Here is a 20,026-nt window from a genome sequence, read left to right on the forward strand (position 1 = left end):
CTATTTTCCTAATAATACGGTTTTAACCCGATGAGCATGGCATTCGATATTCACAGCTACCGGTAAACTTGCAATATGACATGGGTAGCGCTCCACATGGACAGCCATAGCCGTAATCCAGCCGCCAAGTCCTTGTGCACCAATGCCCAAATTGTTTATCCGCCCCAACATCTCTTGTTCCAACGCAACAGTATCAGGATCACTATGCTTCGTCCCCAGATCTCTCAATAGTGCCTTCTTGGCCAAGAGGGCGGCATAATCAAATGTACCACCAATCCCAACACCTACAATAATAGGTGGACACGGATTAGCTTGTGCTATCTTTACGGTTTCTCCTACAAAATTGATTACACCTTCTTTGCCATCAGATGGTGTTAGCATAGCAATACGGCTCATATTCTCACATCCGCCACCTTTAGCCATAAGAGTAATCTTTAGATAATCTTCAGGTATAAGCTCTGTATGGATAATAGCCGGTGTATTATCGCCCGTATTGATTCGGTTGAGAGGGTCTGTAACAATCGATTTTCGCAGGAAACCTTCCGTATATCCTTTACGGACACCTTCATGAATGGCATTATAAAGACGTCCCCCGGTAACCTCTACATGCTCGCCCAATTCTACAAAAACAACTGCAACTCCGGTATCCTGGCATATTGGCATCTGGCATGTACGGGCAATTCTCGCGTTCTCTAATAACTCTGCAAGTATCTCTTTTGCAACAGGAGATCCTTCCGCCTCATATGAATCTTCCAGGGCAGTAGAAACATCGCCATTTAAATTGAAGTTGGCATCTATGCAAAGCTGAGCCACCTTTTCAATTATTTCGGATGCGCTAATCCTGGTACGTATAGCCATAGCGTACTGCCTTTATATTCTCATCGAAAAATTGTGATGGAAATTCGGAAGCAAAGTTTACTGTCTCAATATTAATACCAATCTTGCTGAGTACCCTGCCAAGGGCAATCATATTAACAAAGATAGGGCTGTTAAATTGCTCTATGGCAAGTCTCTCGAATGGAATACGATCACTTGCAGGACAACGGAGTTCACACTTTTTACATTCCGCATCACAGGCAGATGATTCGATGAGTACAAGTTTTGCCTTAACTGAAGGATCGAGTATTTTTGAAAGCTGAAGCCCAATATCTGCCTCTTCAAAAAAGGGAACATCGATCTTATCATCTGAATATACAATCTCTGCCCGAATATTGCCGCCACGTACCGTGGCATCATAGATAAGGTTCAGGGAGACCTCTTTTCCCAATTTCGCTAAAATACTGGCCAGTACATGAGCCATAAGCTTAATTCCCTGACCTGCCTCACCTGCCAGTACAATCTTTTTTGAACGATGCTCCTCTGGTACCCTGGCAACCTTCCGCACCATAAGAATAATATTCACACCAAAAAATCGATCATCAATAAAAGCTATCTCTTTAAATCCGTGCTTTTGAAAAAGATGATACGCTGCTTTCTCAGAGGGATAGGTAAATAGCTTTGCCTCATAACAACCTCTTTCCATAAAGAGCCTCAGGGTCTCCTGTAAGATTTTATCCCCGTATCCCTTCTTTCTATATCCCGGGCCTATGCCCATCCAATGAATATTACCCACACCTTCTGAGACCCAGGCAAACAGAAACCCTACGATCTTTCCATCTTCTTTGCCAATGAGATAAATACAGTCTTTATTATTGAGTCGCTTCTTAACCTCTTCCACAGGATACCTATCCTTAAAGTGCAGGCGTTCAACCTCCTGGCTCTCAGCATGTAATTCATTTATACTGCTATGGAAAAGGCCTATAGTTGTTTCTACATCGGATTCTTTGAGATTCTCAATGACAAAAACCATAAAGAAAAAGGACCAATTTTGATTATTAGAAAAATTTCTCCGTATCGAAATCTGCTTGTAAAGATAAAATACATTACAGGTACAAAGCACAGGCAGGTTGGTGGTTGGTTGAATACGAATTACATGGTATTCAGTAATCAACCAAGTACTCTTGCTGATGCTAAATCTTATAAACTGAATAGGTAATTTACCATCCCGGTAATAAACATTTCATGAGATTTATTTAAATTATCCCAACATGAATAAAAATGCAAGGTAAATTTACTGTAAGATAAATTCAGTCTTTGTTTATCTTAATTTTCATCATAATACTTTTACAGGAAAGAAGTAATACCGTTTTCATACATTATGTGAAAGAATACTTGACATAGAATAACAAATTTGGTAATTAGGAAATGCATTTATTGTCTCCAGTTATGAATTAATAGCAAATCTAATAAAAATCCATGTAGTAAACATTTTATGGGTTAGTAGGAGACTTTCCTTGTCTGAGAGGTTAAGCAACAAAAAGGGATTGTTGTTTTTCTTCTTCAACCTTTGGAGTTTGTTAAACCTTGCTGCCTTAGATTCTTCCATAACTCTCGCCAAAGATACTGAAACATCTCAAATGCCAGAGGCGAATTCTTACGCCAGCGAAAACATCTCTTTTATAGATACTGCCGTAGCAGAAGGTCTTGAAACGGAAGCTATCTGGTTTGGATTTGATGAAGAAGTAACTATTGCAACAAGACATGAAACCCAAATTAGCAAAGCACCCAGTATTATTACTGTAATTACTGGCGAAGAGATCAAGAACTCAGGATTCCGTACCTTCGTCGAAATCTTGAGGATAATACCTGGTTTTGAACTTTTAAAGGACGAAGCCTTTGGAGCTGTGTCTCCTGCCGTACGAGGTCTTACAGGCTCAGAGAAAGTAAGGGTTATGCTCAATGGACATCTGGTGAATAATCCTTTCTCCGGTGGAGCTTTTACCCTCTTTGATGATTTTCCTGTGGAAAATATAAAAAGGATAGAAATCATCCGAGGGCCGGGTTCTGCCATGTATGGTGAAAATGCATTTTTGGCAGTAATAAATATTATTACCTTCGATGCAAAAGATGTTGATGGTGTAATAGTTAGCAGTGGTTACGGAAGTTTCGATACCAAAGAAGGAAATATTGTATTTGGAAAACTCTATGGGAAAGTCAGCATCTCCGGATCGGTTCGTTATAGGGAAACCAATGGTTTTGATGGTATTGTTACAAGCGATAGTCAAACAATAAACGATAACATCAGTTCTCCTATGCCCCCACCCTTCAATTTCCCGCCAGCCTCACAGGCACCGGGAAGGGTTGATGACTGGAGGCGGGAATATGATTTAAACCTTAAAGCAGTTTACAAAGATTTTTATGTTGAGGGATTGTACATAAATAAAAACAAAGGGCCTTTTATTGGTCCTCAATTTGCCTTAACTGACGAATCTGATATGGAAACAAACTATGTCTTTGCCGAAGCAGGGTATAGGAAAACTTTCGAGGAAAAATTTACCATGAAGCCCAGAGTTTATTACGATCAATTTGACGATAATCTCTTTATCGAATCATTGCCAGAGGGTGGAACTCTAGATAGGAATGGAGACGGTGTGCCCGATACTCTTTATCCTGACGGACTTATCGGTAACGGCAAGGTAATTGAAAAGATTGTTGGCACAGAGATTCCATTTGATTATGAGTTGTTCGATGGCAATATTATTACTCTGGGTCTGGAATATCGTTTAATTAACCAAACGAATGTTCATTTTTTTAGTAACTTTCATCCATTAACACTGGAGCCATTGCCTTCTATCCAGGATTTTTCAGATTCATTTCCCTTCTTAAAAGAGACCACACGCAGGATATGGTCAGTTTATCTGCAGGATACATGGGACATTATTGATACCGTAAATCTTACCCTTGGGGTACGGCATGATCAGTACAACGATTTTGGAGGTGCAACGAGTCCGCGCATTGGAATAACATGGTTATTTATGAAAGATGCATCATTAAAAGTCCTTTACGGTAAAGCATTCCGAGCGCCAAGTTTTCAAGAGATGTTTACTACAAATCAACCTGCTATTCAGGGAAATGAGGATTTAAACCCGGAAACTATTAAAACCTACGAAATTGGATTAAGTTACAGGTTCAATAAACATGTTACAAGCTCTATCAATTATTTTTACAATGACATCAGTAATCTTATATCTTTGCGTACCACCACAACGACTTCACAATTTGAGAATTTTGGAGATGCACATATCCAGGGTATCGAGATGGAAACTAAGGTGGATATTTACAAAGATAATTACATTTTTATGAATTATACCTTTCAAAATCCAGAAGATGATAATGGAAATGATTTACCATTTGTTGCTCAGCATAAGGGTAATTTTGGTGTAAATGTGCATTATTGGAACTACATTAACACAAACTTGTACACCTTCGTTAGCGGAAAACGTTCCAGAGAAGATGGCGACCACAGAGATGATCTGCCTGCTTATGCATTGCTGAATCTTTCCGTCATTGGGAAAAAATTCTTCAAAACTATGCAGATACAGGGTACGGTATTCAACTTGCTGGATAAAGATTATAATGATCCAGGACCTATTTCCATACCAGAAGATTTACCCCGGCCGGGAAGGACATTTTTTGTTGAGTTGAGTTATCAATTTTAGCACGGCAGAATATAATTATTACCTATTGAACAATACCAAAGAACGATGCAAAAATATAACAAATACCTTAGTATTCGAATACTCATAGTATTTTGGTATATCATCATCCTTCTTTTCCAAATCTCATTCCATACCTCCCCATCGATTGCAAAAGAAAACACGGTTATTATTATTCAAAGTCAACAAATTGTAGCTTACAATGAAGCTGTTAAGGGCTTTCAAGAAGGATGTAAAGGGAAAAACATCTCCATACGGGCAACGTATAACCTGAACGGAGATGCAGAGGAGGGTAAAAGAATTATCCAAAATATCAAGGGTAAGAAATCCAAACCCGATCTTATCTTAGCAGTAGGAATTCTTGCCGCAACGATCGTAAAAGATCAATTTACGAACATACCTATTATATTTTGTATGGTTATTAATCACGAACGCTTTAATCTCCAGGGAGTCAATGTTACTGGTATATCCTCTGAAGCATCGGTAGAAGATCAATTTGCTGTTCTCAAAGAGTTCTTCGGCGCCCATAAGAATATAGGGGTTATTTATGATCCTACGAAAACAGGGAAAATAATCTCGGAAGCAACCCATATCGCAAAAAAGTTTGAATTCAATCTCATTACAAAAGAAGTTGACTCAGAAAATAAAGCAACATCAGTATTAAACACTATTATTCGTAAAATAGATATTTTATGGATAATCCCCGATGGCACTGTAATTACCAAAAATTCATTAGACACTATCCTCAAAGGGACACTGAAATATAACTTACCTACATTCTGCACATCAAGTGCAATTGTAAAGGCAGGGGCATTGATATCTGTTTCGACAGATTATACTCATACAGGTATTCAAGCATCTGAGATAGCTCAAACATTATTAAACAGCCCGCAAACTACTTCATTGGGCGTTCAACAACCAGAAAAGTTAACATTAACCTTAAATACTCAAACGGCAGACATACTTGGAATAAATCTTTCGTCCATGCAATCTCGCTCTGATGTGATTCTTTACCCATAGCATGACATAGCGGTAAACAGATTATATTTCTCATTTTTCTTCCATCTATGGATGAAAGATTAGCTATCTTCTTTAAGAAATTCTGATGCTCACGTTTGACAATATAGGGAATGCAAAGTAAAATTATGTTGTGTTCTTTAAAATTTTGTAATTACTAAATTTTTCAATATGGTTATGAAAAATTCATCTCTCATCGCATATTTATGAATAATGAATCCCATGGTATGGGGAAACATTTCTCAGGTCTCGTTCCGTTTACCTCTTAAGCAGCAGACAAGTAGACAATGTTATTTATTTATGAAATATTTCTTAATCGTTATAACCCTCATTGTTTTATCTGGAACATATTATATAGAAGCAATTGCGGATGTTTCATATGCAGATATATTTCTGAGTGGAAAGGGCTATAAGCCCGTTGAGGATATCTACTCAGCAAAGTCTTTCATAGCATACCCGCAAGAGGAAAATGCCATTCCGGAGAACCTGCTTTATAGAGATTGGTGTATTGATACCTTCGATAACGGCGAGCAAATTTACGAGGCTTATAGGGAAATTGCCTTTGATATTGATTACCGTGCCGAACCTCCGAAAACAGATTATTGGCAAACCCCTTTCGAAACAATACAGAGTAAACGAGGTGATTGTGAAGACTCTGTTTTTTTGTTCTTTTCCAAACTCTCCGAGTTAGCTATAGATGGGGATATTGTATGGGGATGGGTGGTAGATAAAGGAAATTCCATCTCTTTTGCCCATGTATGGTATCAGTTGTTTGATAAGCATGGCAAGCTTTACATTGTCGAGGGTTTCTCCAAGGAATGGAATGGAATTATTCCGGCAGAGACAATACATGAGGCAGAAGAGCGTATACCGACGTTATTATTAAGGCACAGTCAGATAAGCCATGTAGTAGATGAAATGATTCCCCGATTTACAGAATCCTTTGAAGGTGAAGAACTTTCCTGGAATTTGTACTTTAAGAATACTACGATTATTAAGGAAATTTTTCAAAAACTTCAAGATATGTTTAGCCGATATAGACAACAGACACATGAATTATCTAAAGGGCTATAATTCTAACCCTTATTCATCTCCCAAAAAGCCCTGACTATTGATCTTTTGGGCATAAATATCCCAATAACTCTTATCCTTATTGCGGCCATCCTGCCAGGTAATAATAACACCGCCGGCACCATCACGAACAAGGACGGGAAAACATTGAGTATCGGATGCTGTACTACACGGGACCCCTTTTCCGCTCCACTGTGCAAGCCCTTTTGAATCGATTTGCTGAGCGTATACATCAAACATATCAGCACGGTTGTCATTCCAGGTTACTATTGCGCCACCAGAACCGTTACTAGTTATACTCACATTGTTCTGGATACCGGATTCAACACATATGGGAATACCATTTTCCATCCAAGGGATATTGCCAGTAAGTTCAATACGTTGCGCATAGATATCGAATACACCACTTCGCATATCCCACCATGCAAGAATAGCGCCCCCTGCCCCGTCACCAGTAATTACAGGATAATTTTGGTTACCCTTTGCAATACACAGGGGAATACCATTCGTTTGCCAGTATACGGCGCCATTTCCGTCAATCTGCTGTGCAAAGATATCGTTATTTCCATTACGGGTGTCAACCCATGCTATAATTGCACCCTCAGCTCCATTATTGATAACAACCTGGAAACTCTCGTGCCCTGATGCAGTACAGAGAGGCACTCCACCTCTGTCCCATAATATGTTACCACCTCCATCAACTCGTTGTGCATAGATATCTGCATAACTTCTTCTGAAATCCTGCCATATTACAATAGCACCTCCCGTAGTATCATCCACCGCTATTGGTGCGCTTTGCGCTCCTGAAGATCCGCAGATAAGCACCCCATTCTCTTTCCACAATAATTCTCCGTCTTTACGAATACGCTGAGCATAGAGGTCTGCATAGTTAGTCCGAAAATCCTGCCAGATAATGATAGTCCCGCCTGCGCCATCCATTACAATACAGGGACTATTTTGCGCATTTACTTCGGTACAAATCGGCATACCATTGGATGCCCATTGGGGTTTACCATCTGCGTCAATACGCTGAGCGTAAATATCATAGTTGCCGCTGCCACTTCGCACATCATGCCAGGTAATAATAGCTCCCCCAGCACCATCACTAATAATTTTTGGCCGGTTTTGGTTTTCTGGTACAGTACAAACAGGAACACCATCCTTATTCCATAAAACATTTCCATGAGCGTCGATCCGCTGGGCATAAATATCAAAGTGCACGTCTCGGGCATCTTCCCAGGTAATAATTGCTCCACCAGCACCATCGCTTACGATCTGTGGAAGACTTTGCTGACCTGGCGCCATACAAATAGCAGTATTTTCTTTTGCAAAAGATGACCATGCAGCTATGCTAATTTGCTGTAAACTCACCGTAGTTAAAAAACCGAGTACTGTATACGTAGATATTATTTGAAATGTTTTTCTTACAATCTTCACCTGAAAAATACTCCTAACCTTTTATTCTATTCCAAAAATAACTAATTTTTACTATTTGCATAGAGAAGCGGGTCCAGCGCCACTGCTTTATTATAAGTTCTCATAGATTCTTCATATTTCCCCTGACTATACAGTGTATTAGCCTTATTATGCCATGCCCTTGCACTTTTCGGATTAATATCGATTGCCTTATCAAATGCCTTGATTGCTTCATCATACATATGTAATTTATCGAGGGTAATACCCATATTATTCCAAGCCCATCCCCTATTTGGATTTCCCTGAGCTGCTTTCGTAAAGAGCTGAAGAGCCTCTTCGTATCTCTCCAAGAGAATTAAAAGATAACCCTTCCCATGCCATGCCAGATCATCCTGAGGACTAATCGCAATGGCCTTCTCAAACGCCCACATTGCCTCCGTATTCCTACCTAATGCAATGAAGATGACACCCTTATTATACCAGGCGCTTGAAAGTTTAGGATCTGATTCAATAGCCTTGTTGTATAATTTTAAGGCCTCTTCATGATTGCCTTTTTTATATAAAGCGATCCCTTTATTTACCCATGTTGTATAATTGTCAGGTTTGATAGTTAATGCCTTATCATAAGCTTGAATAGCCATATCATAATTGCCTAAACAATATAATGCACTTCCTAAGCCATCCCATGCCTCAAAATAATCAGGATAACAGGCAACGGACTTATTGAATGCCTTAACAGCAAGTTCATATTTAGCTTGTTTATATTTTGATTGCCCATTTTTAATCCACTTTTTTGCGCTGTACTTTTTTTTGGAGGTTTTATAAATATTTCCCTGCATAGTAACGGCTGATGTGATTTGGCAAAAAAAGAAAGCAGAAACTATCAAGAGAATAAACAATATCTTAGAAAAGTATTTATATACGTAGCTTGTAAACATAGAAGACGAAGGAGTAATGTTATGATACATAAGATAACGTATGAGTTATTACCCTATGAGAAATTAAAAATCAACACAATATTTTAAAATCTTATAAAAATCGCTCTATAAAATCAAATTAAATAAAGCCATATGGTATACAGGATTTCTTCAATCGCCTTTGATTGCAGTTCGCAGGTTCAATCATTTTTGATTTTGAACCATATGGTTTGAATTCATATAATATATTTATTATGGAGAGATTCTAATTCAGTATGAGCTATCTCCCATCTCTTATAAAGGGAGTTCAATTCCTCCGTGAGAACTTTATACTGTTTATTGATTTCTACAGACCTTTCTTTATCATTGTATAATGTTACATCTGAAAAAACATGATCGAATTCCTTTTTTTGCACCTCAAGAAGAGCAATATGTTCTTCAACGGTTTGGACCTCCTTTGTGAGCTTACGTTTTCTGGCATTTTGCTCCTTTTTTTGCAAGTACTGTTGTTTTTGAGAACCACAATCCTCTGATTTTGAAGAGGATGTATCCCTCATCTCAGTCTCTGCAATTTCCATATGCAATGCAGACGCCTTCTTTTCAAGAAAATCCTTAAAACTTCCTAAATGAATATGAATCTTGCCATTTCGCAATTCATAAACCTTGGAGACTAAACCATCCAAAAAGTCTCTATCATGGGATACAATCAACACACTTCCTGTATAATCCAACAATGCATCCTTGAGAATCTTCTTGGTAGTAATATCAATATGATTGGTCGGCTCGTCCAGGATTAAAAAATTTGCAGATTTTAGAAGCATCTTGGCAAGGGATAAACGGGACTTCTCACCACCGCTTAAGACATTAACTGTCTTGAAAACATCATCGCCCGAAAAGAGAAAAGCACCTAATATGTGCCGAACATGAGGAATCATGGAAAAGGGAGCAACAGATTCGATTTCTTGTAATAAGGTATTATTGTTGTTTAATTTTTCCGCATGCTCCTGGGCAAAATACTCAGAAAGGACATTATGCCCCATCTTGATAGTCCCGGAGTATGGCTGTTCAATACCTGCTATGATACGTGACAGCGTAGATTTTCCTGATCCGTTTTGTCCTACAAGAGCTACCTTCTCCCCTCTTTCAATCGAAAAACAAATATCCTGAAAGATGAAACGTCCGTCATATATGTGTGAGACATCTTTAACATCAAGTACTGTTACACCACTTTGTTTCGATGTACGAAATCTAAATTTTACTTGTTCTACCGTATCTTCGGGCAGTTCTTCTCTCTCCATCTTTTCAAGCATATGTATCCGGCTTTGCACCTGAGAAGCCTTAGTATTCTTAGCCCTGAACCTTTCTATAAATCGCTCAACCTCTTTAATCCTTTTCTGCTGATTGGTATATCGTGCAATCTGCAACTCTTTACGCTTTTCTTTCTCAGCTTCATAAAAGGAATAATTACCATAGTATTCAGAAATATCTCCCTTTTCTAACTCCCAAATCTTACTAACATTCCTGTCCAGAAAGGCCCGATCGTGTGATATGATAATCAATCCTCCTTTAAATTCTTTCAGGTATTCTTCCAGCCAAAGGATAGAATCGATATCTAAATGGTTTGTTGGTTCATCTAAGAGGAGTAGATTGGGCTCCTGGAGTAATAGTTTCGAGAGAGCTACTCGCATCTGCCATCCACCGCTAAAGGTATTGATACTCCTTTCAAAATCTGCTTCTTTAAAACCCATACCTTTTAAGACCTTGCCTGTCTCTGCATTAACCTTGGCACCATTGACAACCTCGAGTTGATGTTGCAGGTGTACATAGTGATCAAGGAGCGCTTGGCGATCTTCATCCTGCAGAGAAGAATCCTCCAATTGAGTATGAATTTTATTAATCTGATTTTTCAAGGAAAGGATGTCTTCAAAGGCGGAACTCGCTTCTTCAAAAATAGTTTTTTTCTTAAAGACAAAACCCTCCTGAGGCAGATAGCCAATGCTGGTATTTTTTGCAAAAATAATCGTGCCTGCACTAGGTTCGATACATCTACAAACAATTTTGAACAGGGTCGATTTCCCTGTACCATTAGGGCCAATGAGACCAATTCTATCATTTCTCTGAATGTGCAGAGAAACGGTATCTAAAATAACCTTACTACCAAAAACCAGGTTGACAGTGTTCAGGCGAATCATTTTATACCACCATACACTGCTTCCCGGTATTCTTTCCAGAAGCACTCTGTTGTACGAAATCCAGCCTTTTTCAGAAGCTCCATGTCCTCCATAAGAAATAAAGGATGGTCTCCGTCCTTTTTCTCCTTTTCTATCAATTCTGAAGAGATTTGATCAATAGACTTCTCTTGATGTTTAATCCTTTTTATCCTTTGTTGTATTCCCAAACGGTGTAAATACCGGAATCGATCTTCAAGTACCGTATCAGTTGCCTTAAAGATGTCACAATTTATAAACCAGCCATTTGGTTTTAATATTGAATGTATATACTTGAATAGTATAAGTTTTTCTTCTTTATATAAATGATGAAGAGCAAAAGAGGAGACTACAACATCCAGAGGAGAAAGAGTAGCTTCTTTATCTGGCAACTCCTGAAAAGTAGAGGTTTGAAACGTTATTTGTTTGAGGTGATCTTTTAGCCTTAATTTAGCCTTCTCTATCATAAGTTCAGCAGCATCTACCGCAACAACCCTTGCATTGGGAAATGTTTCAATAATCTTGTGAGTAAGATAACCCGTTCCTACACCAAGGTCTAATATCCTCAAATTATCGTTCGTATAAAAAGGCAGTATCTCACATACAACCAACGCCATTTTTGTACGATTAGGATGCCACACATCCATATCAAAATCATAGGTGGCAACAATATCGGTATTATTAAAAGCATAAACCGTTTCTCTTAACATATTTTTTTTCATCTAAATACTCCTGGTTTTTTATTTAATAATTAATTATATACAATTCAGGATATATATGATAATGTAAATATTTTATAAATAAATTCATAAAAATACAGAGATAATTTTAGAATTTTTGTGTTTTCTAAAAGACTATCAATCCAATATGCTGATAAAGAAGTTTCGGGAATTTTGGGAAAAGAACCTTATCTATAGGGTGTTTGTAAAAAAGTATAAACGCTATTTTATTATAGGAACTCTATCGCTTATCGCTGTAGATATAATTAACATCTTCCCGCCACTTATTATAAAAAAGGCACTTGATATCCTTTCTAAAGAGGTAAGTCTTACAAAGATTGTAATCCTTTCCGCCTTATACATCCTGTTGAGCTTCTTTCAGGGAATATGTCGGTATGTCTGGAGAATGTATTTTATTGGAACATCCTTTCGTTGTGATTACGATCTCCGCATGGCCTTCTTTGGGCATATCGAAACACTTTCCGAAAAATTTTTCCAAAAATATAAAACAGGTGATCTTATGTCAAGGGCTACGAATGACATGAGCGCCGTTCGTATGGCTGTAGGCCCCGGATTATTGGTAGGGCTGGATGCAATATTTTATTTTTTTGTAATACCACCGATTATTCTGTATTTGTCTCCCAAATTATCTTTCTATACATTTTTATTAATGCCATTAATACCCTTCATTGCATATAAAATTAAGGATGTTATCGATAAACGATTTCGGAGTGTCCAGGAACAGTTTTCGAGAATTAGTGAAAAGGTGCAAGAGAACATATCAGGTATCCGTATTGTAAAATCCTTTAATATGTCTCAACAGGAAGAAAAAACCCTCTTGAAACTAGGTAAGAATTTTATGAAGAAAAACCTTAAGCTCGCTATTCCTCAGTCTCTCCTGGGGCCGGTATTCGAATATACAACCTATATGGGTGTTATTATTTTACTTCTCATCGGTGGGAGGATGGTTATTGAAGGAGTTATTACCCTGGGTACTCTGGTTGCCTTCCAGCGTTATATCTCAATGATGGTCTGGCCCATGACCGCCGTTGGATGGAGTCTATCCCTCTTGCAGCGTGGAAACGCCTCTATGAAGCGTATTGATGAGGTAATGAATGAAAAGCCTGAAATTATTTCAAAAAATAATGTAACATACATACCTCATGGCGAAATCGAATTTAGGGATATCCATATTCAATATGATAGTAACAAGGAATGGATTCTCAAGGGTGTAAACCTGAAAATTCCTGCGGGACAAAGAATCGCTATTGTGGGACCAATAGGGAGTGGAAAATCGACATTGGTAAACCTGATTCCCCGTATAATCCCGGTACCGGATAAAAGTCTTTTTATCGGCGGTATGGATATCAATACGATACATATTAAGGCCTTGCGGAAAATTATCGGCTTCGTTCCACAAGATACATTCCTTTTTTCGGAAAGAGTTGTGGATAACATATTATTTGGTGTAGAGGATGAGAAAAGCATTTCCTATAGTGCTCAAAAAATTGCTCAAATGGCAGTGATTGAGAAAGAAATTCAGCAACTCCCGAACCAATTTGACAGCTATTTGGGTGAACGCGGGGTTAACCTATCAGGTGGACAAAAGCAACGTATTACCATTGCCCGTGCATTGGCTATGCATCCGGATATTATCATACTCGATGATTGCCTTTCCGCCGTGGATGCGCGAGTAGAGGGTGCAATACTGAAAAATATACAAAAATATTTTGCTGGTAAAACCCTCCTGGTCGTAACGCACAGACTCCCTGCTATCAGAAACTTTGATATGATTGTAGTTATGGAAAATGGTATGATAGTCGAAAAGGGAACACATGAGCAACTTATTAAAATCAACGGTTTATATACCTCCTTATACAGCAAAGAAGCGTTGGAAGAAAAATTAATCCAATAGGTTCATCTCAGGTCTAGAAGAAGAATCTTTCTCTGTGTTCTCAACATCTTTGTGGTAAAACCATGGTTATGAAAAAAGAAGAGTTTTTTAGTGAAGATATTTTATCGGGTAAATTATACGAGAGAACGGTTATACGACAGTTATTATCTTATATTCTGCGTTATAAGGTATCCGGCATTTTATCCGTTCTTATGGTGATGATTACCACTGTCTTATTTTTGCTAGGCCCTTATCTTTTTGGATATGCCATTGATAATGGTATAAACAAAGGAGACACATTATTACTATACAAGCTAGCATTAGCCTTGCTAGGAATTGAAACAGTGCGATTACTCCTGGTAATAGCGCAGAGTTATAATATCCAAGCCATTGGACAAAAGGTTATGCTCGATATGCGCATGGAACTTTTTAACCATGTCCAATCACTTCCTATTTCTTTTTTCGATAAAAATCCTGTTGGAAGGACCATTACACGTTTAACGAATGATATTGCAGCCGTTGGAGAACTCTTTTCGGCTGGTGTTATTGTGGTAATTGCGGATATTTGCATCATCATCGGTATCTTTGTGGCCATGTTTATGTTAAAACCGGAACTTGCACTTATCACACTCGCCCTTCTCCCTGTTATTATCATAATCGCCCTCTGGTTTGGCACCCGTATGAAAAATTCATTTCGAGAAATCCGGCGCAAGTTGGCACGTATCAATGCCTATCTCAATGAAAATCTTACCGGGATGAAGGTTATCCAGCTCTTTAACCGGGAGAAAAAGAATTATGATAAATTTAATGAGATCAACAATGACTATTTGAAAGAACAAGTTAAATACATTCGTTATTTTGCTGTATTTCAACCCTCGATTAATATCGTGAGTGCATTAACTGTTGGTCTAATCCTCTGGTACGGCGCTATACGATATGCAAATAATCTTCTCACTTTGGGAGTATTGGTAGCATTTCTCTCATATATTCACAGCTTATTCGAACCAATCAGGGATATCGTGGAAAAGTATAATATCTTTCAAGGTGCTATGGCATCACTGGAGCGCATCTTTTCTCTTATGAAAGAACCATCTGAGGCCGATTACATCATCCCGAATCCCAGCAGAGAAATTTCCAAAAGTGACTTCAAAGGAGCAATAAAATTTGACCATGTTTGGTTTAGCTATAATGGTCATAGTTATGTATTAAAGGATATCTCATTTCAAATAGAACCAGGTCAATCTGCCGCTTTGGTAGGTGTAACGGGTAGTGGAAAAACATCTATTGTAAATGTATTAACACGGCTTTATGAGATCCAAAAGGGTATAATCTGTCTGGATCAGATTGATATACGAAAATTAGAAAAAATTGGATTACGGCACGTTATTGGATTAGTAAGTCAAGATGTCTTTTTATTTGCAGGTACGTTACGAGACAATATTACTTTATTTAAACCCATATCAGACTCTGAGATATTAGGCACCATCGAGGAATTGGGATTGATGCCGTTTATAAAACGGATGCCAAAGGAGCTCGATATGGAAATCCTGGAGCGAGGCGCAAATCTCTCCGTAGGTGAACGCCAATTTATCTCTCTTTCCAGAATCATAATCTACGACCCACGGGTATTAATCTTTGATGAGGCAACATCAAGCATGGACCCCATATCAGAGATATTAATCCAAAACGCTATTCAGAAAATTTCTCAAAGCAGAACATCCATCTTCATCGCACACCGGCTCTCTACTATCCTTCACTGCGATAAGATCATCGTAATAAACAAAGGAGAAAAAGCAGAAGAAGGGAGTCATGAAGAACTACTCCGACTTGGTGGTCTCTATAGCCAATTATACAAAATATACAAGAGAGAAGAGTTGATGAGCCATGCATAATTGTTACACCCCTGCAAATTTTCAAAATATATGCAAGGATACAGTTTATATCCTAATAAGGAATACTAGGGTAAGACTGCTGAATAATTTACTGTTACCACACTATCGCCAGAATCTTTATCAATTTTGAGTGGATAATGCCAGATCACTGCATCAGCATAACATGCTCCCTGATTATCTTCTCTGCAATAGTAAAAACCTGCAGAAATTTTTAAATCGGTAATTTGTATCTCAGTCTCAGTTTTAAAAGATGTTTTTATAGGTAATACAGGTTTTTCAAGTCTTATCTCCTGGCTACCCTGCTCTACCTGAACACCATTTCCCGCTTCAATACTATATACTAATAGGACATTAGGATTCAAATGATACCCTTTAGGAAGGTCGATGTTTAATGTTAACTGTATGCAGGATTCTGCTTTCAGGGTTTTTAACGGTAATTCTAATACCTTTGCAAAAGGTAATGTAATCGTGAGTGGTTTGCTCTCTGAGACTTCTACCTTTAATCCCGTAACTTGTAGAGTATTCACTTCTTTTGTCCTTATATCCATTACCCGGATAGCATGATTATTAGTATCAGCAATGTACAATTTATTATTAGCAATGCTGAGACCACCAGGTTCATAAAACTGAGCATCTTTACCATCATCGTGACCGAACTGTCCACTTCCTAAGATTGTCCGGCATGTCTTGTCCAGCGGGTTTAATACCTTAATTTTATGATTATAAGTATCAGCAATATAAATAAGTCCATTATAATTCCATACACCAAGGGGGTGCTGTAAACGTACCTCCTCACCTTGACCATCCACATCCCCAAAAACAAAAAGATCTCGTCCAATAACCGTCTTTACCTCCTTTTTTTCCATATCTACATAACGAACAGCACTTACCTCGCTGTCGGCAAAATAAAGCTTTTTATCAGCGATGGTAATGCCACTGGGTTGCGCCAGAGCACACGTATCTAATGGACCGTCGATGCAACCCTCTCTGCCACTACCAGCATAAGGCTCAAAAACCGTAGTCTCCAAATTCATCTTCCATATCTGGTGAGCCCCAGCCATGGCTATATATAACTGCCCTTTTAAAAAGACCAGATCCCAGGGTGAATTAAGAGGAGATGATGTACCCATTCCACCAGCAGCCATGAAATTTGCCTGTTTACCGGTACCGGCAATTGTCTTAACCGTTTTTGTCTTTAAGTCTAGTTTGCGAATAAGATGGTTTTCGGTATCTGCTACATATAAATAATCACGGTGGAATGCCATCCCTTGCGGATGATTAAAGCTGGCTTCTGTAAAGGTACCATCATCCTTGCCTATTTTACCATTACCAACAACATCAAGAACTTTGCCATCTAAGGTAGCAATAACAATTCGATTATGATTGGAATCAGCAATAAATAAGCGATTTGATATCTCATCCGCTAACACCTTACCCGGAAAGGAAAAAAGACTTGGACCCTTTTTGCCTTTTTCTAATAAAATAGGTAAGGGTTTTTCGCTCAGAAGATTTTTAGAACGATACTCAGAGATTACATCCCCAATTATTTTATCCAGGACATCATAATGCCCTTCTCCTGTATCTCTCCCAACCACATTTCCCTCAGGGTCGATTAATACAAGCGTAGGCCATGCTTTGGCTCCGTAGGCCTGCCAAATTGCAAAATTGCTATCATTAACTACAGGATGCTCAATTTCATATCGGAGAATGGCCTGCCGGATATTCTCTGATTCCCGTTCGTTTTTAAACTTTGCAGAATGTACTCCTATAACCACGAATTCATTTGGGTACTTTGTCTCTAATTTTTTGAGATCTGGAATAATATGCATACAGTTAATACAACAATATGTCCAAAAATCAAGGAGTACAACCTTTCCCTTTACATCAGCAAGGGTAAGTGGCCTTGCGACATTAAGCCAGGCGGTACCGCCTGTCAATTCAGGAGCAGGAATCTTTTTTCTCTGTGCCGATGCCACAGATAATCCTCCAGGATAAAAAAAGGTAAACATTAAGATAAAGAATATCGTAGTTCGGAAAAAAAACCACGCACAAAATCGTATCTTTCTTATAGTCATTTTTTTCTCTTACGCTTGAAAAGATATTTTCCATAAAATAGAAGACAAACTACAATCAATGATACTACACTAATAATAAAATATGCTAATTCCATGTTCTTTTTCCTAATTTTTTATACTGTAAATTTTCATGGAGAAGTTTTTTATATCCCCTTAGGTATTTTTATATTTTCCCCTCTCCGATTCTACCGATATCTTTAATCTTTATACAAGAAAATTCATTTCTTTAATTCCCCCTCTAAATAATTTTCCAGATTATATTTGAAAATCTTTCCTGTTTAGAATAGAATCCTCAGATAAAATGGAAAATTGCATCTCTATAATCAATAAAAAAATACTTATATTATTCATGAAAACTAACTATTGTAGGCAATTTGTTTTATTGAGCATTGTTTTTCTGATGATCTTTTTTATATTTTTTAGACCTTCTTGCGCATTATGCGAAGAGGCGCTCTCTCAAAATCTCGAAATAGATGGACTTCCGGACCAGCCGGGTTTCCATATTATGGAAGAAATCGATATGCTTTATAATAACTTGCATATAGGTACGCTCGAAATAAAACCATCATATGAGCTAATTGAAACTTATGATGACAATGTATTCAACACTTCAGAAGATGAGACAGCGGATTTTTACACTCTTCACCAGTTTAATATAGGACTTTTATCACCTCTTTCTGATTATTCACTTGTTCACCTCGATTACAACGCCGCAATTTATGAGTATATGCGTATACAAGACAACAACCATGTTAATCAATCATTAGAAGGAGCCATAGATTTCAACTTTGCTAATGATTTCAAACTCAGTTTCAGTGACAGGATAAAAAGAAGTGTGATTCCCCCTGGGGTACAGAGAAGATTTTTTGGAGCTATTATTGATGATGAGATTCCAATTGAAGATCAAGGACCTAATGTCTTTGTAGACCGAAGAACTATTATAACGAACACCGCAAGTTTTGATCTTGATTTTCCTGTTTTTTTTCCTAATCTCGATTTCTCGATTCATTATACCAACCGTGATGTGAGTTATCAAGAAGAGGAGTTTGAAGATTCCGATTCGAATGTTGATACTCTAAGTGCAATTGTTGAGTACCAATATCCTTTTTTGCCAATTAAGATTTCTTCTGGATTTCTTTATAGTATTGTGCGATACGATTCAAGCCCAAACAGGGATAGTATAAAGAAAAATATTCCTTTTGATATAGAGTGGAAAATCACTCCAAAAAATGAATTATATTTAAAAACTCATTATAGGACCAGTAACTATGGAAACCACAGTACTCTTGAAAATTTTGAAGGATTCGAGACTATCTTAGGAAATCGATACTTTGTTACTCCAGTTTCATCAATTGAGGTATTTGCGGAGAGAAGTGTAAAAGAACAGCGTTCTACCGATAATAATTCCTATTTTTTTACTGCTATTGGACTAAGATATACCTGGGAACTTGATCGATTTGAGGCATCCGTTGAAGTTAATTATTTCAATCTCGAATTTTTTGAACGCAACGATGCATTGGGCATTGTTGAAGAGGTTAATGGCATTAGCGCTAACTTGAATATAATATACAATCCTCAAGATTGGTGGTTTGCTGAATTTGATTATGGCTATAACCGCAGAGATAATACTATTAATTTGGGTGACCTCACGAAAAATACAATATCTCTAAGCGCCGGATTAAATTTTTAATTTAAGAACAGGATAACTAAAGTGCATTCATGTACCATAAAATACATTTTTGTTCATTTAAAAATTTTTTGACATGCTCCATATCATATTCATTTTAAGATAAAAAATATCGTAAATACTAAGTACATCTGATATTACTATTTTTGTAGTAATTATATAATTTGTTGGTATATGAACTGCTAATTTTGCATTGAACAATTTACATGTTTTGAAATAATAAAATTAATTTTTAGAAACCTGATAAGGGCAAACCATTCGAAAGGATGGGACGCAAAGCCACTGGCCTAAATCCTTCATAAGGACATGGTAGCAGGGTTGCCGGGCGAATACAGCACTTCACATAGGCCGCTGTGTTTGTTGCGGCCCAATTCTATATGGAGGTGCTGGTATGTTACTATTCCATATCTCAAAATCATTTAAAAAGCATCCATTTTTTCTTTCCATTTTTATCCTCTCTATAATTTTTTCAATTTTAAACACTATTTATTTTGCCCTGAACTCTTTAAGAAAGGAGGCAGCAAATCCCTCATATAAAGTAATTTTAAGCATTCTTCTGTAGTAAAGTTGTTTAGTACGAACCTGATAAGGGCAAA

General features: G+C 37.7%; 13 protein-coding genes and 1 riboswitch. Of the genes, 6 read left to right on the plus strand and 7 right to left on the minus strand.

Going from position 1 to position 20,026, the window contains the following annotated elements; translation table 11 throughout:
- Both FBQ94_RS07750 and FBQ94_RS07755 read right to left on the minus strand, forming a co-directional pair.
- Positions 1–858 (minus strand): fumarate hydratase, encoded by an 858-nt coding sequence (locus tag FBQ94_RS07750; RefSeq protein WP_007221165.1) that lies wholly within the window; start codon positions 856–858, stop codon positions 1–3.
- Complete coding sequence (locus FBQ94_RS07755; protein ID WP_007221164.1) at positions 836–1,990, minus strand: GNAT family N-acetyltransferase; 1,155 nt, start codon at positions 1,988–1,990, stop codon at positions 836–838. The genes FBQ94_RS07750 and FBQ94_RS07755 overlap by 23 nt, the downstream gene beginning before the upstream one ends.
- A gap of 343 nt (positions 1,991–2,333) precedes the next feature.
- On the opposite strand from FBQ94_RS07755, the gene FBQ94_RS07760 reads away from it, so the two are divergent.
- The 3 genes from FBQ94_RS07760 to FBQ94_RS07770 all read left to right on the plus strand — a co-directional run bounded on the left by FBQ94_RS07760 (position 2,334) and on the right by FBQ94_RS07770 (position 6,626).
- Entirely contained in the window at positions 2,334–4,538 is a 2,205-nt protein-coding gene (locus FBQ94_RS07760) for a TonB-dependent receptor plug domain-containing protein (RefSeq protein ID WP_007221163.1), read from the plus strand.
- A 45-nt stretch (positions 4,539–4,583) separates the two neighbouring features.
- Complete coding sequence (locus FBQ94_RS07765; protein WP_007221162.1) at positions 4,584–5,555, plus strand: ABC transporter substrate-binding protein; 972 nt, start codon at positions 4,584–4,586, stop codon at positions 5,553–5,555.
- A gap of 297 nt (positions 5,556–5,852) precedes the next feature.
- Positions 5,853–6,626 (plus strand): transglutaminase domain-containing protein, encoded by a 774-nt coding sequence (locus FBQ94_RS07770; RefSeq protein WP_007221161.1) that lies wholly within the window; start codon positions 5,853–5,855, stop codon positions 6,624–6,626.
- A 9-nt stretch (positions 6,627–6,635) separates the two neighbouring features.
- On the opposite strand, the gene FBQ94_RS07775 is transcribed toward FBQ94_RS07770, so the two are convergent.
- From FBQ94_RS07775 to FBQ94_RS07790, 4 genes are all read right to left on the minus strand, one after another.
- Positions 6,636–8,060 (minus strand): hypothetical protein, encoded by a 1,425-nt coding sequence (locus tag FBQ94_RS07775; protein ID WP_007221160.1) that lies wholly within the window; start codon positions 8,058–8,060, stop codon positions 6,636–6,638.
- A gap of 41 nt (positions 8,061–8,101) precedes the next feature.
- Complete coding sequence (locus FBQ94_RS07780; RefSeq protein ID WP_007221159.1) at positions 8,102–8,878, minus strand: tetratricopeptide repeat protein; 777 nt, start codon at positions 8,876–8,878, stop codon at positions 8,102–8,104.
- 314 nt (positions 8,879–9,192) lie between these two features.
- On the minus strand, positions 9,193–11,148 hold the full coding sequence (locus FBQ94_RS07785; protein WP_007221158.1) for an ABC-F family ATP-binding cassette domain-containing protein: 1,956 nt from the start codon (positions 11,146–11,148) through the stop codon (positions 9,193–9,195).
- Entirely contained in the window at positions 11,145–11,885 is a 741-nt protein-coding gene (locus FBQ94_RS07790; RefSeq protein ID WP_007221157.1) for a class I SAM-dependent methyltransferase, read from the minus strand. The genes FBQ94_RS07785 and FBQ94_RS07790 overlap by 4 nt, the downstream gene beginning before the upstream one ends.
- 145 nt (positions 11,886–12,030) lie before the next feature.
- Between FBQ94_RS07790 and FBQ94_RS07795 the strand changes: the two genes are divergently transcribed.
- A complete protein-coding gene (locus FBQ94_RS07795) occupies positions 12,031–13,797 on the plus strand; it encodes an ABC transporter ATP-binding protein (RefSeq protein ID WP_007221156.1) in 1,767 nt (588 codons plus the stop codon).
- 62 nt (positions 13,798–13,859) lie between these two features.
- On the plus strand, positions 13,860–15,668 hold the full coding sequence (locus FBQ94_RS07800; RefSeq protein WP_007221155.1) for an ABC transporter ATP-binding protein: 1,809 nt from the start codon (positions 13,860–13,862) through the stop codon (positions 15,666–15,668).
- A 65-nt stretch (positions 15,669–15,733) separates the two neighbouring features.
- Here FBQ94_RS07800 and FBQ94_RS07805 read toward each other — a convergent pair whose 3' ends face one another.
- Complete coding sequence (locus FBQ94_RS07805; protein ID WP_007221154.1) at positions 15,734–17,743, minus strand: thioredoxin-like domain-containing protein; 2,010 nt, start codon at positions 17,741–17,743, stop codon at positions 15,734–15,736.
- Positions 17,744–18,143: 400 nt separating this feature from the next.
- Between FBQ94_RS07805 and FBQ94_RS07810 the strand changes: the two genes are divergently transcribed.
- Positions 18,144–19,433: a porin family protein gene (locus FBQ94_RS07810; protein ID WP_007221153.1), complete on the plus strand. Its 1,290-nt coding sequence runs from the start codon at positions 18,144–18,146 to the stop codon at positions 19,431–19,433.
- Positions 19,434–19,668: 235 nt separating this feature from the next.
- Positions 19,669–19,756: riboswitch (cyclic di-GMP riboswitch) on the plus strand.
- Positions 19,757–20,026: the final 270 nt, after the last annotated feature.

This window comes from Candidatus Jettenia sp. AMX1 (assembly GCF_030263775.1).
Classification (GTDB): Bacteria; Planctomycetota; Brocadiia; order Brocadiales; family Brocadiaceae; genus Jettenia; species Jettenia caeni.

Coding starts and splice junctions, on each gene's coding strand:
- FBQ94_RS07800 (WP_007221155.1), top strand. CDS start 13,860: ATGGTTATGAAAAAAGAAGAGTTTTTTAGTGAAGATATTTTATCGGGT.
- FBQ94_RS07810 (WP_007221153.1), top strand. CDS start 18,144: ATGATCTTTTTTATATTTTTTAGACCTTCTTGCGCATTATGCGAAGAG.
- FBQ94_RS07790 (WP_007221157.1), bottom strand. CDS start 11,885: ATGAAAAAAAATATGTTAAGAGAAACGGTTTATGCTTTTAATAATACC.
- FBQ94_RS07785 (WP_007221158.1), bottom strand. CDS start 11,148: ATGATTCGCCTGAACACTGTCAACCTGGTTTTTGGTAGTAAGGTTATT.
- FBQ94_RS07805 (WP_007221154.1), bottom strand. CDS start 17,743: ATGACTATAAGAAAGATACGATTTTGTGCGTGGTTTTTTTTCCGAACT.
- FBQ94_RS07795 (WP_007221156.1), top strand. CDS start 12,031: ATGCTGATAAAGAAGTTTCGGGAATTTTGGGAAAAGAACCTTATCTAT.
- FBQ94_RS07770 (WP_007221161.1), top strand. CDS start 5,853: ATGAAATATTTCTTAATCGTTATAACCCTCATTGTTTTATCTGGAACA.
- FBQ94_RS07780 (WP_007221159.1), bottom strand. CDS start 8,878: ATGCAGGGAAATATTTATAAAACCTCCAAAAAAAAGTACAGCGCAAAA.
- FBQ94_RS07750 (WP_007221165.1), bottom strand. CDS start 858: ATGGCTATACGTACCAGGATTAGCGCATCCGAAATAATTGAAAAGGTG.
- FBQ94_RS07765 (WP_007221162.1), top strand. CDS start 4,584: ATGCAAAAATATAACAAATACCTTAGTATTCGAATACTCATAGTATTT.